At 33.9% G+C, this 20,161-nt stretch carries 16 protein-coding genes; 9 read left to right on the plus strand and 7 right to left on the minus strand.

Features of this window, described 5'->3' with window-relative positions; genetic code table 11:
• Positions 1-127 precede the first annotated feature (127 nt).
• The 3 genes from AABL85_RS11850 to AABL85_RS11860 all read right to left on the minus strand — a co-directional run bounded on the left by AABL85_RS11850 (position 128) and on the right by AABL85_RS11860 (position 2,785).
• Complete coding sequence (locus AABL85_RS11850; RefSeq protein WP_341310240.1) at positions 128-790, minus strand: chloramphenicol acetyltransferase; 663 nt, start codon at positions 788-790, stop codon at positions 128-130.
• A 6-nt stretch (positions 791-796) separates the two neighbouring features.
• Positions 797-1,525, minus strand: coding sequence for an enhanced serine sensitivity protein SseB (locus AABL85_RS11855; RefSeq protein ID WP_341310241.1), 729 nt, complete (start codon positions 1,523-1,525; stop codon positions 797-799).
• Positions 1,526-1,693: 168 nt separating this feature from the next.
• Positions 1,694-2,785, minus strand: coding sequence for a M42 family metallopeptidase (locus tag AABL85_RS11860; protein ID WP_341310242.1), 1,092 nt, complete (start codon positions 2,783-2,785; stop codon positions 1,694-1,696).
• A gap of 81 nt (positions 2,786-2,866) precedes the next feature.
• Here AABL85_RS11860 and AABL85_RS11865 point away from each other — a divergent pair, with 81 nt between their 5' ends.
• The 5 genes from AABL85_RS11865 to AABL85_RS11885 all read left to right on the plus strand — a co-directional run bounded on the left by AABL85_RS11865 (position 2,867) and on the right by AABL85_RS11885 (position 7,778).
• The gene (locus AABL85_RS11865; protein WP_341310243.1) at positions 2,867-3,562 is read left to right on the plus strand and encodes a DUF4294 domain-containing protein; all 696 of its coding nucleotides are present in this window, start codon (positions 2,867-2,869) and stop codon (positions 3,560-3,562) included.
• Positions 3,563-3,609: 47 nt separating this feature from the next.
• The gene (gene dnaX / locus AABL85_RS11870; protein ID WP_341310244.1) at positions 3,610-4,695 is read left to right on the plus strand and encodes a DNA polymerase III subunit gamma/tau; all 1,086 of its coding nucleotides are present in this window, start codon (positions 3,610-3,612) and stop codon (positions 4,693-4,695) included.
• A gap of 71 nt (positions 4,696-4,766) precedes the next feature.
• On the plus strand, positions 4,767-5,498 hold the full coding sequence (locus AABL85_RS11875) for a hypothetical protein (protein ID WP_341310245.1): 732 nt from the start codon (positions 4,767-4,769) through the stop codon (positions 5,496-5,498).
• Positions 5,499-5,538: 40 nt separating this feature from the next.
• Positions 5,539-6,369, plus strand: a complete 831-nt coding sequence (locus tag AABL85_RS11880) for a CvfB family protein (RefSeq protein WP_341310246.1) — start codon at positions 5,539-5,541, stop codon at positions 6,367-6,369.
• Positions 6,370-6,869: 500 nt separating this feature from the next.
• Positions 6,870-7,778, plus strand: coding sequence for a WYL domain-containing protein (locus AABL85_RS11885; protein ID WP_341310247.1), 909 nt, complete (start codon positions 6,870-6,872; stop codon positions 7,776-7,778).
• A gap of 199 nt (positions 7,779-7,977) precedes the next feature.
• Here the strand turns inward: AABL85_RS11885 and AABL85_RS11890 are convergent, their stop codons facing one another.
• The 4 genes from AABL85_RS11890 to AABL85_RS11905 all read right to left on the minus strand — a co-directional run bounded on the left by AABL85_RS11890 (position 7,978) and on the right by AABL85_RS11905 (position 14,905).
• Positions 7,978-9,354, minus strand: a complete 1,377-nt coding sequence (locus AABL85_RS11890; RefSeq protein ID WP_341310248.1) for a RagB/SusD family nutrient uptake outer membrane protein — start codon at positions 9,352-9,354, stop codon at positions 7,978-7,980.
• Between the two features lie 10 nt (positions 9,355-9,364).
• Positions 9,365-12,412, minus strand: a complete 3,048-nt coding sequence (locus AABL85_RS11895; RefSeq protein ID WP_341310249.1) for a SusC/RagA family TonB-linked outer membrane protein — start codon at positions 12,410-12,412, stop codon at positions 9,365-9,367.
• A gap of 312 nt (positions 12,413-12,724) precedes the next feature.
• Positions 12,725-14,089: a HAMP domain-containing sensor histidine kinase gene (locus AABL85_RS11900; protein ID WP_341310250.1), complete on the minus strand. Its 1,365-nt coding sequence runs from the start codon at positions 14,087-14,089 to the stop codon at positions 12,725-12,727.
• A 141-nt stretch (positions 14,090-14,230) separates the two neighbouring features.
• Entirely contained in the window at positions 14,231-14,905 is a 675-nt protein-coding gene (locus AABL85_RS11905; protein ID WP_341310251.1) for a response regulator transcription factor, read from the minus strand.
• A 1,112-nt stretch (positions 14,906-16,017) separates the two neighbouring features.
• Here AABL85_RS11905 and AABL85_RS11910 point away from each other — a divergent pair.
• The 4 genes from AABL85_RS11910 to AABL85_RS11925 all read left to right on the plus strand — a co-directional run bounded on the left by AABL85_RS11910 (position 16,018) and on the right by AABL85_RS11925 (position 20,123).
• Positions 16,018-16,542 carry a hypothetical protein gene (locus AABL85_RS11910; protein ID WP_341310252.1) on the plus strand — a complete coding sequence of 175 codons (525 nt, stop codon included), beginning with the start codon at positions 16,018-16,020 and terminating at the stop codon, positions 16,540-16,542.
• A 328-nt stretch (positions 16,543-16,870) separates the two neighbouring features.
• Positions 16,871-17,980: a sensor histidine kinase gene (locus AABL85_RS11915; protein WP_341310253.1), complete on the plus strand. Its 1,110-nt coding sequence runs from the start codon at positions 16,871-16,873 to the stop codon at positions 17,978-17,980.
• Positions 17,981-18,013: 33 nt separating this feature from the next.
• Complete coding sequence (locus AABL85_RS11920; protein WP_341310254.1) at positions 18,014-18,775, plus strand: LytTR family DNA-binding domain-containing protein; 762 nt, start codon at positions 18,014-18,016, stop codon at positions 18,773-18,775.
• A gap of 166 nt (positions 18,776-18,941) precedes the next feature.
• A complete protein-coding gene (locus tag AABL85_RS11925; RefSeq protein ID WP_341310255.1) occupies positions 18,942-20,123 on the plus strand; it encodes an efflux RND transporter periplasmic adaptor subunit in 1,182 nt (393 codons plus the stop codon).
• Positions 20,124-20,161: the final 38 nt, after the last annotated feature.

The raw sequence follows: 20,161 nt of genomic DNA on the forward strand, positions 1-20,161 counted from the left end.
GTTTATTTGCCTAAGAAGGATAAATTAACAGAGGCTATGGATTGATTGATAGGGTAGTTGGTTGATAATGAGGCTGATTTAAATAGAAAGGAAATAAAAAAAGGATTACCTCTTGTAGAGATAATCCTTATAATATCCAGTTTTTAGCATCGTTTGCGATATCTTGTATGTCTTGTAAGAACATGGAAGTGTGATATCCGTCTGCTATAGCATGATTGACATAAATAGATAATGGTATTAAAACCTTATCATGCTCTTGATAATATTTGCCAAAACGAATAATTGGCTTTAAAAAATCAGAGTCATGAGAAGTATCTTGACTAATGCTCTCAAAGCTAATCCAAGGTACGCAAGAGATGGGAACAAAATTAGCAGGTAGACCTTCTTTTATCTTTATTCCTTTAACATCCTTGTACTTCTCAATATCAGTTATGATATTGTGGTGAAAAGTTTTAAAGTCATCAGTGTGTTCACTCCATAAATCAGAAAATGTTTTGTCATCTTCGTGGAAGAGTGTGTATTGAGGAGCTAAAAAATTCCATGTACCTAATTGCCCTTCATGTATACAAGTACGAAGCTCCTCACTATTGTTAAGCGCTTTCATGATGATATATAAGAAGGTAGGGAAGAACTTGAATCCTTTACTTTTGTATAGACTGAATACTTCTGTAATGTCTATTTTAATACTTACCGTATATTTTGTTTTCAGAATATTTCGGTAATATTCATAGTAAGGAGTTCTATTCCAGGATTCTAAGTCGATAGGAGTGAATTTAGCTTCCTTTGCCATTGTTTGTTATTTTGTATAGAAAGGAGTAGCGTGATTATAGAAATAATCGCTAAAGTTTCCATTCTTTTCTAACTTGATGATATCTATATATTCTTCTTTCGTTAAGTGAGGTTTGCAGAAGTTAGATATTAAATCTGCTACTTCTTTAAAATCAGTTAATTCTTTAGCACACTCTATTGCGAATACATAATGAGCATTCTTGTCTAAGATCTCATTAAATGTCCAACCGATATAAGCTGCGTTAATAAGTTCGTGCTCAGAAAAGGCAGTTTTTAATTCTTCTAATAATACAGTAGGCTCTGTCTCTGGTGCTCCTATTTTTACATTCATCTGAGCTTTTAGTACAGGGCTACTTAAGGTGTTGAATATACTGCCGTTCAGCATTTCTGCTATTTCTTCTACGACTAATTCTTTGTATACTTTAGAAAAAGGATTGACAATGATAGTGGCTCCTAAGGTCATTTCTAAAAAGTCATTACCTCTTACCTTCATATAATCCATTTCTTGATGTATTGCACTACCATCATATATTCTATCTGGATGTGTGAATACAGGAATACAGTTGTTTTCAAAAGCAATAATAGGTGGTGTTGGATCTATACTACCATCAGTCTTACCTTCTAAAGCTCCTTTTTCAACTAGTACATAAATATCATCTTTTAAGAAACGATTGTAAAATACGATTCTATATTCTGGATTAGTACCTGCTTGCTCAATAATTTGTGCAAGAGTCAAATTTGTATTTAGTTTTGTAACTGTATTTTTGTTGCGATTGTAATTGGACATTATCTAAATGTATTTTTATCCAAAGATAGAGGATTTAATCATATTCCTTTGATTTGTTTGTATAAAATTGGTAGATAATTCATAAAAAATAAGGCAGCCATTCGCTGCCTTACTATATTATTTAAAGTACGAAAAAGTTTCGTTATTCTCTATTTTAAGTAGTGTTTCGTAGATTAATTTGATTGTGTTTTCAACATCATCTCTGTGAACCATCTCTACTGTAGTGTGCATGTATCTTAGAGGAAGAGAGATAAGTGCTGAAGCAACACCTCCATTGCTATAAGCAAAAGCATCTGTATCTGTACCTGTCACTCTGCTCATGGCATTGCGTTGGAAAGGAATATTGTTATGCTCAGCTGTTTCTTCGATTAGCTCTCTTAAGTTGTTTTGGATAGCAGGAGCATATCCTACTACAGGACCTCTACCAATCTTATTATCGCCTTCGATATTTTTGTCTACCATCGGTGTATTAGAATCATGACAAACATCTGTTACGATAGCTACATTAGGTTTAATCGTTTGTGTGATCATTTCTGCTCCTCTTAAACCTACTTCTTCTTGGACAGCGTTTACGATATAAAGTCCAAAAGGAAGTGTTTTGTTATTTTCTTTTAAAAGACGCGCTACTTGTGCAATCATAAAACCTCCCATTCTGTTATCAATAGCACGACATACGAAACGATTATTGTTTAAGATAGTGAAAGTATCAGGGTATGTAATCACACAACCTACCTGTACTCCTAATGCTTCTACTTCAGCCTTAGAGTCACATCCTAGGTCGATAAAGTTTGTTTCTATTTTTGGAGATTCTTCTTTTCCAGCTCTATTTCTGATGTGGATAGCAGGCCATCCAAATACACCTTCTACAATTCCTTTTTTAGTATGGATGTGTACACGTTTAGAAGGAGCAATCATGTGATCACTACCACCATTTCTTACTACATGAATAAAGCCTTCTTCAGTTATATATTTAACGTACCAAGAGATTTCGTCAGCATGTCCTTCTATTACTACCTTATATGGGGCATCAGGATTAATTATTCCAACAGCAGTACCATAAGTATCTGTGATAAAAGTGTCTACATAAGGTTTTAGATATTCCATCCAAGTCTTTTGGTTATTAGACTCATGTCCAGTCGGAGATGGGTTATTTAAATATGTTTCTAAAAAAGCTAGTGAATTGTCATCTAGAATTGTCTTTGTACTCATGATTTTATTTTTTTGCTAATTTACCTAATACTATTATTATTACTCAACAAAAAGAGATAATTTTGGAGTATAATTTAGGTTATGAAAAAGCTTTTAGTAATTAGTTTTGTGTTTTTTGTGCAATATCTTATTGCACAAGATAAAAAGCTAGTTGAAGTACCAGAGATACCGCATGAAATCATTATAGAAGGAGATACTATACAGGAATATACTATTCCTGAAATTTATATTGGTGTAGATATTAAAGATGAGAAGTATCGACGTGATATGATTATTCTACGAAATAGATTGCGTAGGGTATATCCATATGCAAAAGCTACAGCAGAGAATCTAGTGATTCTGAATGCAAACCTAGCTAAGATGACTAGTAATAGTGATAAGCGTAAGTATATAAAACGTTCTCAGAAATATTTAGAAGAGCAGTTTACGGCGAGATTAAAGAAGCTGTCTCGTAATGATGGAAAAGTACTGATTAAGCTTATTGATCGTCAGACAGGACAGACTGTATATAAATTGATTAAGGAGTTTAAAAGTGGATGGAAGGCTTTTTGGTCTAATACTGCAGCTCGAACATTCAGTTTGGAACTGAAGTCGGAGTATCATCCAGAACTTTATTTGGATGACTTTTACATAGAAGTACAATTACAGTATTTGTTTTATACTTTTGAGTTAGAAAGCAGAGAGCCTCATAGACCTATTCATTTAAATGAACTGAGAAAACAGTGGTCAAATAAGATAGGTAAAGATGAGTTTTTCCCTGCTGAGTTAAGAGAATAATTTCTGTATTCTAAAAAATAAACTACCTTTGCGATAATAAGAGACCTATGGAACAATTTATCGTATCTGCCCGAAAATATAGACCACAAACATTTAGAGATGTAGTAGGCCAACAGGCTATTACAAGTACTCTAGTTAATGCTATTGAAAGTAATCACTTAGCACAAGCTTTGTTATTTACAGGGCCTAGAGGAGTAGGTAAAACAACTTGTGCTCGTATCTTAGCAAGAAAGATAAACCAAGAGGGATATGATGATCCGAATGAGGACTTTGCATTTAATGTATTTGAATTAGATGCTGCGTCTAATAACTCAGTGGATGATATTAGAAGTCTTATTGATCAAGTGCGTATACCACCGCAGACTGGAAAGTATAAGGTGTATATTATAGATGAGGTGCACATGCTGTCTTCCGCAGCGTTTAATGCTTTCTTGAAAACATTAGAAGAACCGCCTCGTCATGCTATTTTTATATTAGCAACTACTGAGAAACACAAGATTATACCAACTATCTTATCGAGATGTCAGATATTTGATTTTAAACGTATTACTATTGCTGATGCAGCTAATCATTTAGCATTGGTAGCTAGAAGTCAAGGAATCAACTTTGAGGATGATGCTTTGCGTATTATTGCTCAGAAAGCTGATGGTGCTATGCGTGATGCATTATCTATATTTGATAGAGTCGTTTCTTATTGTGGTAGAAACTTAACAAGACAAGCTGTTGCTGAAAACCTTAATGTATTAGACTTTGAGTATTATATTCGTATTACTGATTTTGTGTTACAGAATAATATTCCTGCATTATTACTAGCGTATAATGATATCTTATCGAAAGGATTCGATGGACATCATTTTGTTTCAGGATTGGCTTCTCACTTTAGAGATTTAATGGTTTGTAAAACACCTGAAACAATCAATCTATTAGAGATTGGAGATCATGGCAAACAATTGTTTTATAATCAATCGCAACAAACGTCTATGTCCTTCTTGTTACAAGCAATAGAGCTAGCTAATGATTGTGATTTGAAATATAAATCAAGTCAAAACCAGAGATTATTAGTAGAATTGTGTTTAATGCAGTTGGCGTCTTTATCTTTTGAAGGCGAAAAAAAAAAGATAAACAATTTATAATACCAGCTTTAGCGCTTAAAGAATTACTTCATAATAGACAATTAACTAGTAATTTAGAGGAATTAAATGCCTTGGCAAGTGTAAGTAAAAATACATCTGTACAAGAGGTAAATAGTATTCACCAATCAGATCAAAACATACAAGGGTATAATAATACACCTGCAGTAGAGCAAGGTGGTTATACTCAAAGTATAAATAATCAATATAATAATATTGTTGTTCCTCAAGGAGTTCAAGCTGTTGAGTCAAACCAGTTAATACAACCTCAGGAAAGTGAGTTATTAAATAATCAGTCACTCTCTATAGAAAGTAATACTAATCCTATAGCAGAACAACCTAGAAGGGCTTCTGCCTTATCATTGACTAGTATTCGAAATAGAAAAGAATTAGCTTCGTCTTTAGAGAAAGTTGTAATTAATCCTGATGACTTACCTAAACAGGCTTTTACTTATGATCAGTTAATGGGAGAATGGAATTATTATATAGATCGTTTGACTAGATCAGGATTAATGCTAATGGCTTCTTTAATGCGAATGGCTCAACCAACTTTGTTTGAAGCCCGTATTGAATTAGAATTGCCAAATGAGGGTTCTAAATTGAGTTTTGAAGAGAATAAGTATGATTTAGTTAATTACCTTCGAAAAAAATTACAGAACTTTGCTATTGAATTAAATATTACTGTAAACGAAGAGATTAAGCTCGTTAAGAGAGTGTTAGACTCAAAAGATAAGTACCAACATTTTATAGAAATTAACCCTGAAGTAGAGGTGTTGAAGGACATTTTTGATTTAGAATTAAAGTAAAAGTGAACGTTAGTTCACAATATAAAAGATATATAAGAATATGATAAAAATAGGAGATGATAATAAATTAAAGGTAGCTCGTTTAGCGGGTATTGGGCTTTATTTAACAGATGGCGAAACAGATATTCTTTTACCTAGTAAATACGAACCTGAAAATATTAAAGTGGGTGATGAGATGATTGTCTTTGTTTACTTAGATCAAGAAGAAAGACCAGTAGCAACTACTTTAGAACCTAAAATATATGTAAATGAGTTTGCTTTATTAAAAGTAAGCTACATTAATGAATATGGAGCCTTTATGGATATGGGGTTAGAAAAGGACTTATTCGTTCCGTTTAGAGAACAAGCACGTCCTATGAAAGAAGGAAATAGATATTTAATCTATATGTATCTTGATGATCAAAGTAAACGATTAGTAGGTTCTAGTAAATTAAAACAGTTTGTCGATAATAAAGATATTACTGTAGAAGAAGGAGAAGAAGTAGAATTAGTAGTATCCCATATAACAGAATTAGGTATTAATGTAATTATTAATGAAAAACACGCAGGTCTTATGTATAAGAATGAAGTGTTTGAAGAATTACATACTGGTGACCGAATTATAGGTTATATTAAATCAATTCGTCCTGATGGAAAAATAGATGTTAGTAGAACTAAAATAGGTTTTGGCGCTGTGTTAGATAGTGCAGGTATTATTATTAGAGAGCTAGAACATAATAGAGGTTTCTTAGGGTTAAATGATAATAGCCATCCAGAAGATATTAAAACTGTTCTGAATATGAGTAAAAAGACCTTTAAAAAGGCAATTGGAACACTATACAAAGAGAAGAAGATAGATATAAAAGAAGATGGTATTTACCTAGTGAGATAGTATCTAAGTGATAATTAAAAAGGAGTCTTTAAGCAAATGACTCCTTTTTTTATTGTTTTTATTGAGATAGGCAGTTTATTTACTCAGTAAATAACTTGCTTTCCTTTTTAATATAGAAGAGAAAATGAATAGGCTTATATAGACTAGGGATTTGTTTTTTATATCATAGTTAAGGAATCCTCTTGCAATTTCTTTTTTAGAAATAGGTACTATTTTCTTAAATAAACGATCAATTAATTCAGCTACAACTACTGTTAATTGCTTTATATTCATAGTAACATATAGATGAATTAACTCCTAATTAATAAATAATTCAATTCTATCTGAGTAGGCTTATTAGTGCTTAACTAAGAAAAAGCACACTTTCACCCAATTTTTTAATGCCTTCTAATATATAGGACTACTTTTGTATCCCAATTAGATAGTTTTTTATTTAGAAAAAAACTAATTTAGTTACTTATAAAAAACACAACTATCACTTAATTTTAATTGGGGTTAAAATGAAGAAATTACGCTATTATTTTTTGGTATTAAATTACCTGAATCAAAATCATTACCCTTCGCGGGAAAAGCTTTTAGAGTATTTAGCAAGTTATGATATTGATATCAGTGAACGTACACTGTATCGCGCACTTAGTGACTTGTCTACAGAGTTCGGGGTAGAGGTGTCACTAGATAATGCTAAAAAAGGGTATTATATCTCTCCGAAGTATTTAGCAAGGGCTAATCAAGTATTATTACATTTAAAAGATTTAGTAACTACAGATATACTTAATTCAAGTAATGGGGCTAGAGCATCAGCTTCTACCTATATAGATCCTGCGTCTAAAAAAGGAGTATTGCCGATAGATACGATTAGAATGATCTATACAGCAATGACTAAAAATCAAAAAATATCTATTACTTATACTAATCAGTCAGATGGTGAACCACATCGAGTAAAAATAGCACCAATATTATTTAAAGAATTTGAAGATACCTGGTATGTTGTTGCTTTAGAAGATAATAACTACCGTACTTATTTTCTAGATACTATATCTGATGTGGTGTTAGAGAATGAACGCTTTAAAGGATGTTCAGAGTCAGCTAGAACTAAGTTTAGTGAGATTATAGGCTTAAACTTTACCAATCAAGATATTCGCGAAGTAGTTCTTTCATTTGATAAGAGTCAAAGAGCTGTTTTAAATTCTTGTCCTCTTCATTCTTCTCAAGTCATTACAGAAAGCCAATGTGGAGAACGGGTTTTGGCAACTTTATTAGTAAAACCTAATTTTGAGTTGAAGCAGCAGATTATGAAATTTGGTAGATATGTGAAAATAGTTTCACCAGAACAACTTAGAGAAGAAGTTATAGAAGAATTGCGTTTTGCTTTAGAGCAACACCAAGACGAAGATATAAAAGTACATTAGTTTGGGGGAATTAATGTAGAAGTTGTAACTGTATATGATAAGTTATTATTAAGTCAAAATGTACTGATACAACGGTTAGTTTGTTTCGAAAACAATAGCAGGTGGGGGCCTGCTATTGTTGATTTGTACTTTAGAGTACAAGTCAAGGTTTATTGTAAATGAAAAAGGCTATTCTGTTTAAGAATAGCTTTTTTTAGCCTTAATATTTTAACGCCGGATTAGCTTGTACTTCTTTTTGAGGAATAGGTAATTGATAATATTCATCAAAAGCATTAATTACTGTACTATCAGTATCCAATGCTAAATCACGAGAATCTCTCTCTAATGGCATGCCTAATCTCTTTAAATCAAAATAGCGATGCCCTTCAAAAGATAGTTCTAAGAATCGTTCTTGTAATACATCCTGTAGTGTCACAGTAGTAAAGTGAGTATTATCTTTAATTCTATTATCTCTAAGTGTATTAAGATCATTAGTAGAATTGGCATTGTTACCTAGCTTTAGATATGCTTCTGCGCGTATAAGGTACATTTCACTGATGCGAAATACTTTGTAATCATTAATACGATCGTTGAATGCACTACCATCATATTTACTGATTACAGCATCATCTTCTATACCGAAGAAGTGTTCATATCTTCTGTCATTTACTGAGTCAAATTGATCTCTTAGTTTCTGTGAAGCATAGTACAATGTCTTACCATTGCTAAAGTCATACCAGAATACGTTAGGTCTAATGTTGTCATCATTGTTGCGTTTCAGTTTAAAAATTACTTCAACATTAGAAGTGTCTTCCCATATTCCTTTAAACTCTTTTGGAGTTGCTAATGGATATTTATTAATTAGCATAGTACTATATCTTTCTGCCTTAGTATAGTCATGTGTGTATAATGCTACGCGTGCAGTTAATGCTAAAATTGCATCTTGACTTAAACGGATCGTTGTATTTTTATCAATATGCTGTTCTGCTTCTACCAAATCATTTTCTAGTTGTTTATAGAAGTCTTGTATGATTTGTTTACCCGGTTTCTCATATACATCAGAGCTTGTTTTATAAGGGATCGTATAAGCATTCATTCCTAAGTATTCAGACTGTCCAAACATACGGTGTAGTTCGAAGTGTATTAAAGCTCTTAATCCGTGTAGTTCACTCTTTAGTTGCTTTAGTTTTTCTACTTCACTCTCATTATGAGTAGGTACTTTATGGATGTTTTCTAGTAGCGTGTTAATCTTGTACACGCTGTGATAGTAATCTATCCATATCTGTTGTAGAAGATCGTCATCTGCGCTAAAAGTCCATCGGTTAAGGTTTACAGCATAAGAGTTTACTCCTGCGTTACCAGGGGCCAGTTGACAATCATCTGCCATGATCGAACCGATTAAGGTATTGTATTCTAAGTTTAGCTCTGTATAAGCTCCTAGTACTCCAAACTCAAATTGCTTAACCGAACTGTAAATGTGTTCTTCATTTACAGCATCTTTAGGGTCTATATCTAGCATACTATCACAACTCTGGAAACTAATAGCTCCTAGTGATAAGCATAGTATTGCACTGATTTTATATAAGATTGTTTTCATTTTCATTGCTTTAAAAAATTACTTTTACACCTGCTGTGATGGTACGAGGTAGTGGGTATTCATATTGGTACCAGTTGTTGTCATCTTCAGGATCTTGTCCTTTGAAGTTTGTCCAAGTCAATAGGTTTTGCCCTTGAGCGAATATATTGACCTCTTTCACTATTTTATTCCACTTACCAAAGTCTTTAAATCTATAGTTTATACTTAAGTTTCTAAGTTTTAAGTAATCTGCTTTTTGTAGCTCTCTATCAGTCATATAACGAGCATATTTTGCACTAGGATTATCGCTGATATCACCAGGTTTTTGCCACATATCTAACATACTTGTAGACTGGTTATAGATACGGTAAGTTTGGTCTGCGGATGTTCTGTAAAACTCTCCAGTGTTAAGTCTATACATTCCTTTAATAAAAGAGAATAAAGCACTTATTTCTAAGTTTTTGTATTTAAAGTTCGTTGTAAACCCTCCTTTGATAGCAGGGTCAAACCCTCCTTTTACTAATACAGCATTATCGGGATCATAAGTAGTTGTGATATTACCTTCTTTGTCATAATAGAGTGGAGCACCTGTCTGCTGGTCTACGCCAGCCCATTTCACCATATAGAAATGTCCTATTTGCTTGCCGACTTGATGGATAGAGTAGTCTTCTGTGATGATCTCATCCTCATCTCCTAGACTTAGGATCTTATTCTTGTTATAAGCAAAGTTTACTCCTAAATTAAAGGTGAAGTCTCCACTTTTTACTACATCTCCAGAAAGTTTTAACTCAATACCGCGGTTGCGAATTTTACCCATATTATCAGCTATGGATTCAAACCCTGATGTATTAGAAAGAGATCTATCTAAGAATAGATCACTCGTAATACGGTTATAGAAGTCTATTTCTCCAATTAATCTATTGTCAAATAAACCGAACTCTAACCCTAAGTCAAGGATTTTATTCATCTCCCAGTTGTACTGATTGTTTCCTGGTGTTATAGGGTTTAGTGCAGTACCTCCGTTGTATTGACCAGGCCCATACAGACGGCGGTACCCGAAGTCACTAGCGAAGCCATTAGCATTACCTGTTAATCCATAGCTAGCTCTTAAACGTGCCATAGAAATAACATCTATATTTTGCATAAAGTCTTCTGTCTTTATATTCCAACTACCTCCTACAGCATAGAAGTACTTATATCTGTTATTACGAGGTACACGTGATGAACCATCTCTTCTTAAACTAGTAGACAACGTAAATCTATTCTCGTATGAATATCTCACTAAAGCGACTTGAGAAAGCAATAAGTTCTCAGAAGCTCTACCTTCTATTTTAGGGATAAAGTCATTCTCAGGTGTACCTGGTGTGATACCACCTGCAGTATGGTCTAGCCCATCTATTAATCCATATCCTGTAAAGCCGTGATAGTTATACTTCTGTCTATTCATCTCCATTAAGGCTATCGCTTCTATCTCGTGAGCATCCCATCTGTACTTATAGTTAGCTCCGAAGTTAGCCATTAGCCCGATGTTAGTCTGATCCCCTTGACTATACATTCCTTTACCTCCTTCTTCTACTAGGTCTCCGAAGTAGGTGTCAGGTTTGATGATATGTGTATTACTTAGTTTGGTATAATCAACTCCTATTGTACTAGTCAGTTTAAAGTCATCTGTGATATCAAAAGCAAAGTTACCTGCTAATACACCTTTCTGCTGTTTTTCTCTTCGGCTAACATCATTATACATTGCTAAAGCATTTGTACCAAATCTATTTGTACCGGGAGTAAGCTTTCCATTTTCGTCATACGGATTTTCATAAGGTAAGGCGAAGTACATAGATGCCACTGGGTTTGTCTCGCTTACATCAAAGTCGGACTCCGAAGTTTGACTATTAATATTTGCTAAGTTGATAAAGAAGTTAGTACTTAATCTACCAGACTTATGATGGATGTTACTATTCACATTGAACTTCTCTATACCAGAGTTGTATAATACACCATCTTGTTTGAAGTAGTTTAATGAAGTATAGTGTTGAGTCTTGTCATCGCCTCCTTGGAAGCTTAAGTTATGAGATTGATTAATCCCTCTTCTCATTAGCTTCTTTTTCCAATCAATATTAGTTTGTCTAATCTCTGCTAATCGTCTATCACCTTCTATATAATCAACATCTGTCTTAGCTACCTGTACACCATTTACTGTTTTATAAGGGTTGTTTCTAGAATATGCCCATCCAGGTAGGTCTTGGTCTTGAAGCATTTCTTCGAATTGAAGACGTTGGTTCGTATTCATCATATCCCATTTGCTATTATTGGCTTCAGAATACCCGTATTGAGTTTGATAAGTTACCCTTAATCCATCAGAGTCATGAGCTCCTTTCTTAGAAGTGATTACGATTACCCCATTAGCCCCTCTAGAACCGTACTGAGCAGTAGCTGCTGCATCTTTTAGAACAGTGATATCTTCAAAGTCTTCGGGGTTAAGAGCCGAGAATGTAGCAGGAGAGATAGGCATTCCATTTAATACATAAAGAGGATTCGTGTTCTCATCCTGAAGAGAGCCAATACCACGTATAGTTACCCTACCAGGAGTTCCTGGCTGCCCAGAAGGAGAAGCTACATATAGTCCAGGTACTTGTCCTTGTAAGGCTTGATCCATTGAACTCACTTGAGATTTATTGATCGCTTGAGCTTCTATTTTATTGACAGCTCCTGTTGTTTTGGAACGAGATTGTTTAGTATATCCCGTTACGACTATGCCTTCTAATAAATTGTCCTCTACATCTAAGTCTATAAATGAAGGATAATCACCCTCCTTTATCGTGATTTCTTTATCTGAATATCCGATATAAGTTAGGCGTAGTTTTATCTCTTTTAAGTCTGTATTATCTAATTCGAACTGTCCATTGTCTAAAGTAATATCTACTTTGTCATTTGTAATGTCTTCGATAGTCACGCCAGGTAGCGGAATTAGCGTTTCCGCATCTCTCACCACGATAGGTGCTTTTTTGTCCTGTGCATAGCTAATCACTGTCGCTGACAGTAATAACGCTAGGGATAACAATGATCTTTTAGTGATATGCATAAAATAAATTCTTGTCTATTTTTTTACTTTCTTTTTAACAAGGCAAACTTATTTCACGATAATTAGGACAGTCTTAAAGAGATATGAATAGAGGATTAAAAGGAGATTAGAAAATTTTAATGTGAGATTAGGGGTAACGGTTTACGGCTAACAGTTAACATTTTTCATTTGATGTTTAAGGGTTAAGGAATCTTAGAGAATCTAACAAGCTTCTTCAACAAACAACTTCACAACATTACAAAATAAACAACGAGTATAAAATCTTATACTCGCTGTTAGGTTGAATTATAATTTAGATAATGATTGAGATGACTATGATTGATTTATTTTTGGAATCATTAAAGTTACTTTAGTGCCTACCGTTAGTTCTGACTCTATTGTTAAGGTACCTTTATGCAATTGTACGATTTTAGAAGCTAATGATAGGCCTAGCCCAGTTCCTTTTATCCCAAATGCATTACTAGAACGGTAAAAAGGAAGAAATAGTTTATCGAGATCCTCTTTTTTTATCCCGATACCTTTATCTTCTACAATAATAATGATATTGTGAGTGTCAGTATCCAGTGTTACTTCTATAGGTTCATTGTGAGAAAACTTGTTTGCATTCAGTATAATATTAGAAAGCGCTAGTTCTAATAAGTTGCCATTGCCATTAAAGAAAAGCTCGTGTAAGTCTTCTTCCGTGTTTATGGTCAGGTTTAGGTTTAAGTCTTTCTGAGCGGCTATAAGGTGGTCTATCATCGTCCACCAGAATTCTTCAAAAGCATGTTTATGTAACGGATACACAGAACTGTCTAGTTGTGATAATGCAAGTAGATTATTGATCATCTGATCTATGTGTATCGCATCGTTTACCACTCCTTGCAGTACCTTTACGTACTCCTGTTCTGTTCTGCTCTGACGTAGCGCTATCTCAGCATTGCCCATGAGAGAGGCGATAGGTGTTTTTAGCTCATGTGACGCATGAGACACGAATGCCTGTTGGTTGTCAAAGGATTCTTGTACTCGATTAAAGAGATCATTAATAGTCTCGCTTAACGTGCGTATCTCGTCTTTAGACATATCCTGTGTAGGGATGGGCTGAAATAAAGTATTTATATTCTTCTTCGCGAAGTATTTATTAATTCTAGTAATCGGGATTAGAAAATAACCAGCAAATAAACGCGAGAGAAAAAAAGTTATAAGTAAGGCGATCACTAAGCTAATGAGCATCACTGTTCTTAACTGTTGTAATGCTGCTACTCCTTTTTCGTTAGCAGCCTTGGCCATCACGATAAAATCACCAGAGTTATCTCTGTAAAAGATGCCAACCACGTACTCCTGATCTAGTTTAAAGTATATTTTCTTTTTGGCAATAACCTCTTCTAGTGTCTTTTTATTCCATTTAAGATCGCCTTCTTCTATGAATGTTGGGTCTAAGTTAATGTCATAGATTCTTATTTTTTCTTGAGGTAAGGTGCGAGGATATTTGCGCAAGACTTCATCGAACTCTGCCTTGGTGAAGTTGTCCTCTGCTAAGTAGTTATGCCCTACTGTGAAGGCGCGATCTTCTAATTGTTTAAAGAAGGTGTTTTGCCAATGGTTAGATACTACAAAATAGACTGCAATTAGCACTCCTAATAAGAGTATCGCAAACAAACCAGAGAACTGTAGTGAAAGTCTATTGCGTATTTTCATTATGCTGTTTTTTTGTGATGTCGTGATGTTGTGAAACCGTTTAGGCTATTGTATCAATCATTAGGTTAATACATCATCTAAGTACATTATGCTCGTAGAGCACTACTGTGAACCGTTAACCGAAAACTGTAAACCAAAAGCCTATTCATCCTTCAGTATATACCCCATACCGATAACTGTATGTATCAGTTGAGTATCATATCCTTTATCTATTTTTCGTCTGACATAGTTCACATATACATCTATAAGGTTAGTCCCTCTATCGAAGCCGATACCCCAGACAGCCTCAGCTATCTGCGTTCTCGTTAGCACTCTATTCTTATTCACTAAGAAATACTCTAGTAAGGTATATTCTTTTTGAGTTAAGATGACTTCTTTATCTGCCCTCGTCACCGTTTTTTTATATGTATTCATAATTAGGTCTGCAGCTTTATACTCTAGCGTAGGCATAGACATTGTATTGCGACGGGTCAATGCCTTTATTCTCAGCAATAATTCTTCGAAGTGAAAAGGTTTCGTTAGGTAGTCATCTGCTCCCATATTAAATCCTTTGACCTTATCATTTAGCGTAGATAATGCTGTCAGCATAAGGATAGGAATATCTCCTTTGTATTTTTTTATTTGTTGGCAGATTTCAAATCCGTTCATATATGGAAGAATCACATCTAGAATAATCAAATCAAACTCTTGTTCCATCGCTAGTTGTAATCCTATCATCCCATCGTAGGCAAAAGCCACCTGATGTTGGCTCTCTTCTAGACCTTTTCTAATGAAGTTAGATACACTTACTTCGTCTTCTATTAAAAGTATGTTCATAGCTCTGATTTTATTGCAAAACTAAATCATAAATCAAGCCATTTTTTAGGATTAGAGAAATTTAATGTTAGATGAAGTATGTCTATTTTAATTGCATTAGAGCAGAATAATGCTTGTGTAAGTTCTAAATATGAGAATATTAAAAGCGATCTAAAATCTAAAAACAGGACAAATCACAGGTGTTAAAAATATTAACATTTGTGCGTTTTTTAGAGTGTCTAAGCATGCGATAAAGCCAGTGATATCAAGGCTTTCGGGAAGGTTGTTTGAGCGTTGTTCGGGAGTTGTTCGCAAAAGGTTAGGAAAAACGGGGTGTTTTCCGAACACCTTCCGAACAAATGACTACTGATACCGCATGAATGCTGTGTTTGTAGTAAAATTACAATGTTAAAAAACTTGTTAAAATTTTAAAATTGAGATCTTGAAAGCTGTGGTTTGTGCTTTCTTTTTGGTGAGAAGTACCAGGCTCTGAATAGAAGAATATTCTCAATAACAACCATTGAGTCAAAGCCTTTACTGTAAGCAAAGGTAGTAAAAAAATAGATAGGAGAAAAGAGGGTGTAGGAGGAAATAAAAAACTAAAAAAAGTTGCTGATTAAGGCTATTCCAATCCTATAGGAATTAACTTCAGAAGTGATAAAATTGTTTATCTTTATATAGCTAGTGGAGAGAAGGTACAGAAGAAAGTCACAGAGAAGGGCGTCGTTACGTTAACGGATTATCTAGGAGGTTTTCAGTATGTAAAGGGCAAGCTTAGTTTCTTTCCTACGGCAGGGGTATTCTTTAATGCAGAGAAGAGTGTGTATGTATATCAGTACAAAGATCACTTGGGCAATGTGAGACTCTCGTAATAGTGATGCGAATAAGAATAACGCTATAGAGTCTAATGAGATCATTGAGGAGACGAACTATTATCCTTTTGGGTTAGTACATAAGGGCTATAATCAGAAGAATGATGCCCTGATGAAGGATTATAAGTATCAATTTCAAGTGCAAGAGAAGTAGATGTTTTTTGTGATTTAATATCAATGTTATCAGAATGTTATGTTTTTTAGTAGGAGTGTTTTCATATCTTAAAATTGATTAGTTTTAAGGTAACCAATACAACTACTATGAATGATTTTTTACGTTATCGATTTCTGATAGATTCAGGAGTGGATGTGCTTTTTAAGCATGAGATAAATGGTTTAAGGCATACTTATAACTTTTCGGATGATTACTTTCGTTTTTTGTTAGTTAGTAGTCATACGCCTTTGATGAAGACTGTTGCTTCAGTGTCTTTCTTTACTTTTACTAGTACAGATCATGTGTTGTCTATTCAGGAGATGAATGAGGACTCTATCTTCTCGTCATATATCTTTATTATAGGGAGATGGGATGAGCATACCTTGATCGGAGAATTATTAATAGGAGAGCATAAAGGGGCTATTGTTTTATTAGATGAGCAGCAGTATTGTGATATTGATAGTGTAGAAGAGCTCTTAGAAGATACAGATTTAGAATATATCCTACAAGATGATATACAGACATTAGCAGCTTTATTATCAGAAGAGGTGGGTGTGATTAGGTTATTAGATTATTCTTTTGTAGATTTTTTTGAGACTAGGTTAGCTAGTCTTACAGAGTTGAGATGTTAGTATTAGGGGGCATTTTTAATTAAATAGTTTGTTTGTTTCATTTTACTAAAAGTAGTATAGCTAGTGGATGTTATACTACTTTTTTGTTATTATATAATTAGCATATTGAGATGTGTCATTTGTATTAATCTCTGCTACTTTTGTTTATTTATGTTTTTTTCGTATTAATTGCATGGTTTTTGGGAATTAAAATAGGTGATTGGGGTAAGGAATACAAGTAGGTATAGTGTTTTTTCCGTTTCAAGCTAGAATATATCATTTTGAGTAAGGTAGCTTTCTAAATGTAAAAATATAAATTTACTTTTGTTGAAGAATTTAAATAAGGAAGATGGCGGCCAAGAAAGTAAAAGAGGAATCACTGTTTTTAAAACACTACCGATTAATGGTAGTGCCATTAGTATTTTTACTTTATTTGTTTTCTCATTTCTTACTTAATCCTTATGATGCGGATTGGTTCAGAATGGATGTGGGGGAGATGTGGGAATCAGCTTTTGTTCTTTTTCTGTATTGTATGGCTATCACAGAGATAAGCCTATGGTTGAGCAGAGCATTGAATAAGTTCTTACCTTGGGATAAACAACCTGTGATGCGTGTAGTAGTACAATTTTTCTTACTACTGTTCTTTATTTTCACAGTATATTTTGCTATTAACTTTGTGTATGTTTATCTATCTCCTTATGAGTCTTTTGAGTTAATAGACTTAGAGGCGAAGATAGATATCTGGCAGTCGTTAATTATTAGTTTGAATACAGGTATTTTTATTAGTGCTATTCACACAGGATATTTTTTGATTAATAACTGGAAAAAATCTATGGTCGATGCTGCAGAGCTTAAATTAAAAGCAGAACAGTTAGAGCGTATTGCGAGTCAGTCAGAGTTAGAATCACTAAAGATGCAACTGGATCCTCATTTTTTATTTAATAATTTCAGTACACTATCTGAGTTAGTAATAGAAGATCAGGATATTGCTGTTAAGTTTATAGATCACTTATCACTAGTGTATCGCTATATGCTATCTAATGTGAGAAAGAATACAATAAGCCTGTTAGAAGAGTTGACTTTCGTAGAGTCTTATTTCTATTTAATCAAAGAAAGGATGGGAGCGAAAGTACAGTTAAATATCAATGTGCAAGAGGAGCAAAAGAAAAACTTCTATGTGGCGCCTATTGCTATACAACTATTAGTGGAGAATGCTGTAAAGCACAATAGTGCCTCTAAAGAGAATCCGTTGAGAATAGATATTTATGTAGAAGAGAATTATGTGGTGATTAGAAATAATATACAAGAGTTAGTCGTGACTCTACCTTCTTCTAAAGTAGGGTTGACAAATATTAAAGAGCGCTATCGTCTGTTAAGTAAACACAAGGTTCTTATTCAGAAAACGGATAAAGATTTTGTAGTAAGGTTGCCTTTGTTACTTAATAAGAATGACAAATAATTAGAAATAATAGCTTAAGAAAGAAAAATATACATGATGAAAGTTTTGATCGTAGAGGATGAGGTAAGAAATGCTAATAAATTATCTCGCTTATTGCAGGTATTAGATTCTACTATAGAAATCGTAGCTGTAGTAGAAAGTGTAAAAGAATGTATAGAATGGTTAAAACATCATGAGGAACCGTCCTTGATAATGATGGATATTAGATTAGAAGACGGTTTGTGTTTTGAGATATTTGAGCAGATAGAGATAAAGGCACCTGTGATATTTACGACTTCTTATGATGAGTATGCATTAAAGGCATTTAAGGTGAATAGTATAGACTATATTATGAAACCTGTCAGAGAAGAAGAATTAGCGCAGGCATTGAATAAGTTTAAAGCTCTTAGAAGTTCTCCTGTATTAAGTGATTCGATTAAAGATATATTAGGTAGCTTACACAAGAAAGAAGCATTTTATCGTTCTCGTTTTTTGATTCCTTATAAGGATGGTTTTAAGACTGTGAAGGTGGGGGAGATTGATTTTATTTATTCAGAATTAAAGATTACTCACCTAGTCTTAAAGGATAAATCTACTGTAATTGTGAGTCAGACCTTAGAAGAATTAGAAGAAGAGTTGTCACCAGAGATATTTTTTAGAGCGAATAGACAGCATATCGTTAGTGTAGATAGTATAGAGCATGTACAGAACTATTATAATGGGAAATTAAAAATAGGCTTGTTAAAGGATCCTCAGAGAGAGGTGATTGTAAGCCGTGAGAAGGCACCATTACTTAAAAATTGGTTAAATTCATAAAGCTACATTAGTAGCTTTTTTTATGGCTATCTATAAGCATAAGAGCGTGTTTATTCAGGTAAGTAAGCTCTTTTGACGTTTCAGGTTCGAATTTTTACGCTTCGAACTGATTCTAGAAGTAGGAGCGGTATAATTTTTGATTTTTGTTGTGTTAAAAGCGTTAGAAATGAATAAAATTTATAGAAGTACGAAAGTTTTGTTTTTAGGAGGCCTATTATTTGGTTTATCTGTATTTTTCGTTAGCTGTAATAAGCAATCAAATGAAGGAGATGCAGGTCTGCCTTCATTAGAAGTTAGAACAAGTGTAGTAGAGAAAGGGGATGCCCTAGTCTTGAAAAAATATACAGCATCTCTAGAAGGAAGGGTGAATGTAGAAGTACGTGCACAAGCTTCAGGTTATATTGATAAGATTCTTGTAGAAGAAGGAAGTTATGTGAAGAAGGGACAAGCATTGATCTTGATAGACGCTCAACCATATAAGATTCAATTAAATAATGCTAATGCAAGTTTAAAAGCAGCTCAAGCGGCTTTAGTAAATGCACAATTAGAAAAGGATAAAGTACAGTCTTTATTAGATAATTCTTTTGTATCTCCAATACAGTTAAAAACGGCTATGGCTGTTTTAGATAATGCTAAAGCAAATGTAGCTATGGCTGAGGCGGCTGTAGCTGAGGCTAAGTTAAATTTGAGCTTTTGTACAATTACAGCGCCTGTAGATGGATTCTTAGGACGTATTACGAAGCGTGTAGGAAACTTAGTGACTGCAGGTGAATCGGAAGAATTAACTACGATGTCTGACATTTCTCAAATGTATGCATACTTCTCATTGACAGAAGCAGATTATTTTAATTTAGTAAAAGAAAATGGTGGTTCAGAGAATGTACTGAAGATGCCAATAGAGTTAGAATTAAGTAATGGTGACAAATATCCTATCACAGGTAAGGTAGATGTGATCAATGGTGAGTTCGATGCAGGTACTAACTCTATCAGTGTACGTGCAGTATTTGATAACCCAGATCGTCTGTTGAGAAATGGAGGTACAGGTATCGTTAATCTAATGGCTACACATAAGGATGCTGTACAAGTGCCAATCGCAGCAACTGCAGATTTACAAGATAAAATATTCGTATATGTATTAAATAAAGATAATACAGTTGATCAAAGACAACTTAAAATTATTGGAAAGAACTTACATACATACTTTATTTCAGATGGAGTGAAAGAAGGAGAGACACTTGTAACAACAGGAGTAGATAAACTACAGGATGGTATGACAGTGACAGTATTATCTGCAACTAAAAATGCGGAAGGTAGTACTAGTACAGAAATGGCAAAAGCAAGTGAGTAGGTAGACTCAAAAGATTCTTTATTTAATTAAAACAAACA

The organism is Myroides odoratimimus, assembly GCF_038039805.1.
In the GTDB taxonomy this organism is placed as follows: Bacteria; Bacteroidota; Bacteroidia; order Flavobacteriales; family Flavobacteriaceae; genus Flavobacterium; species Flavobacterium odoratimimum_B.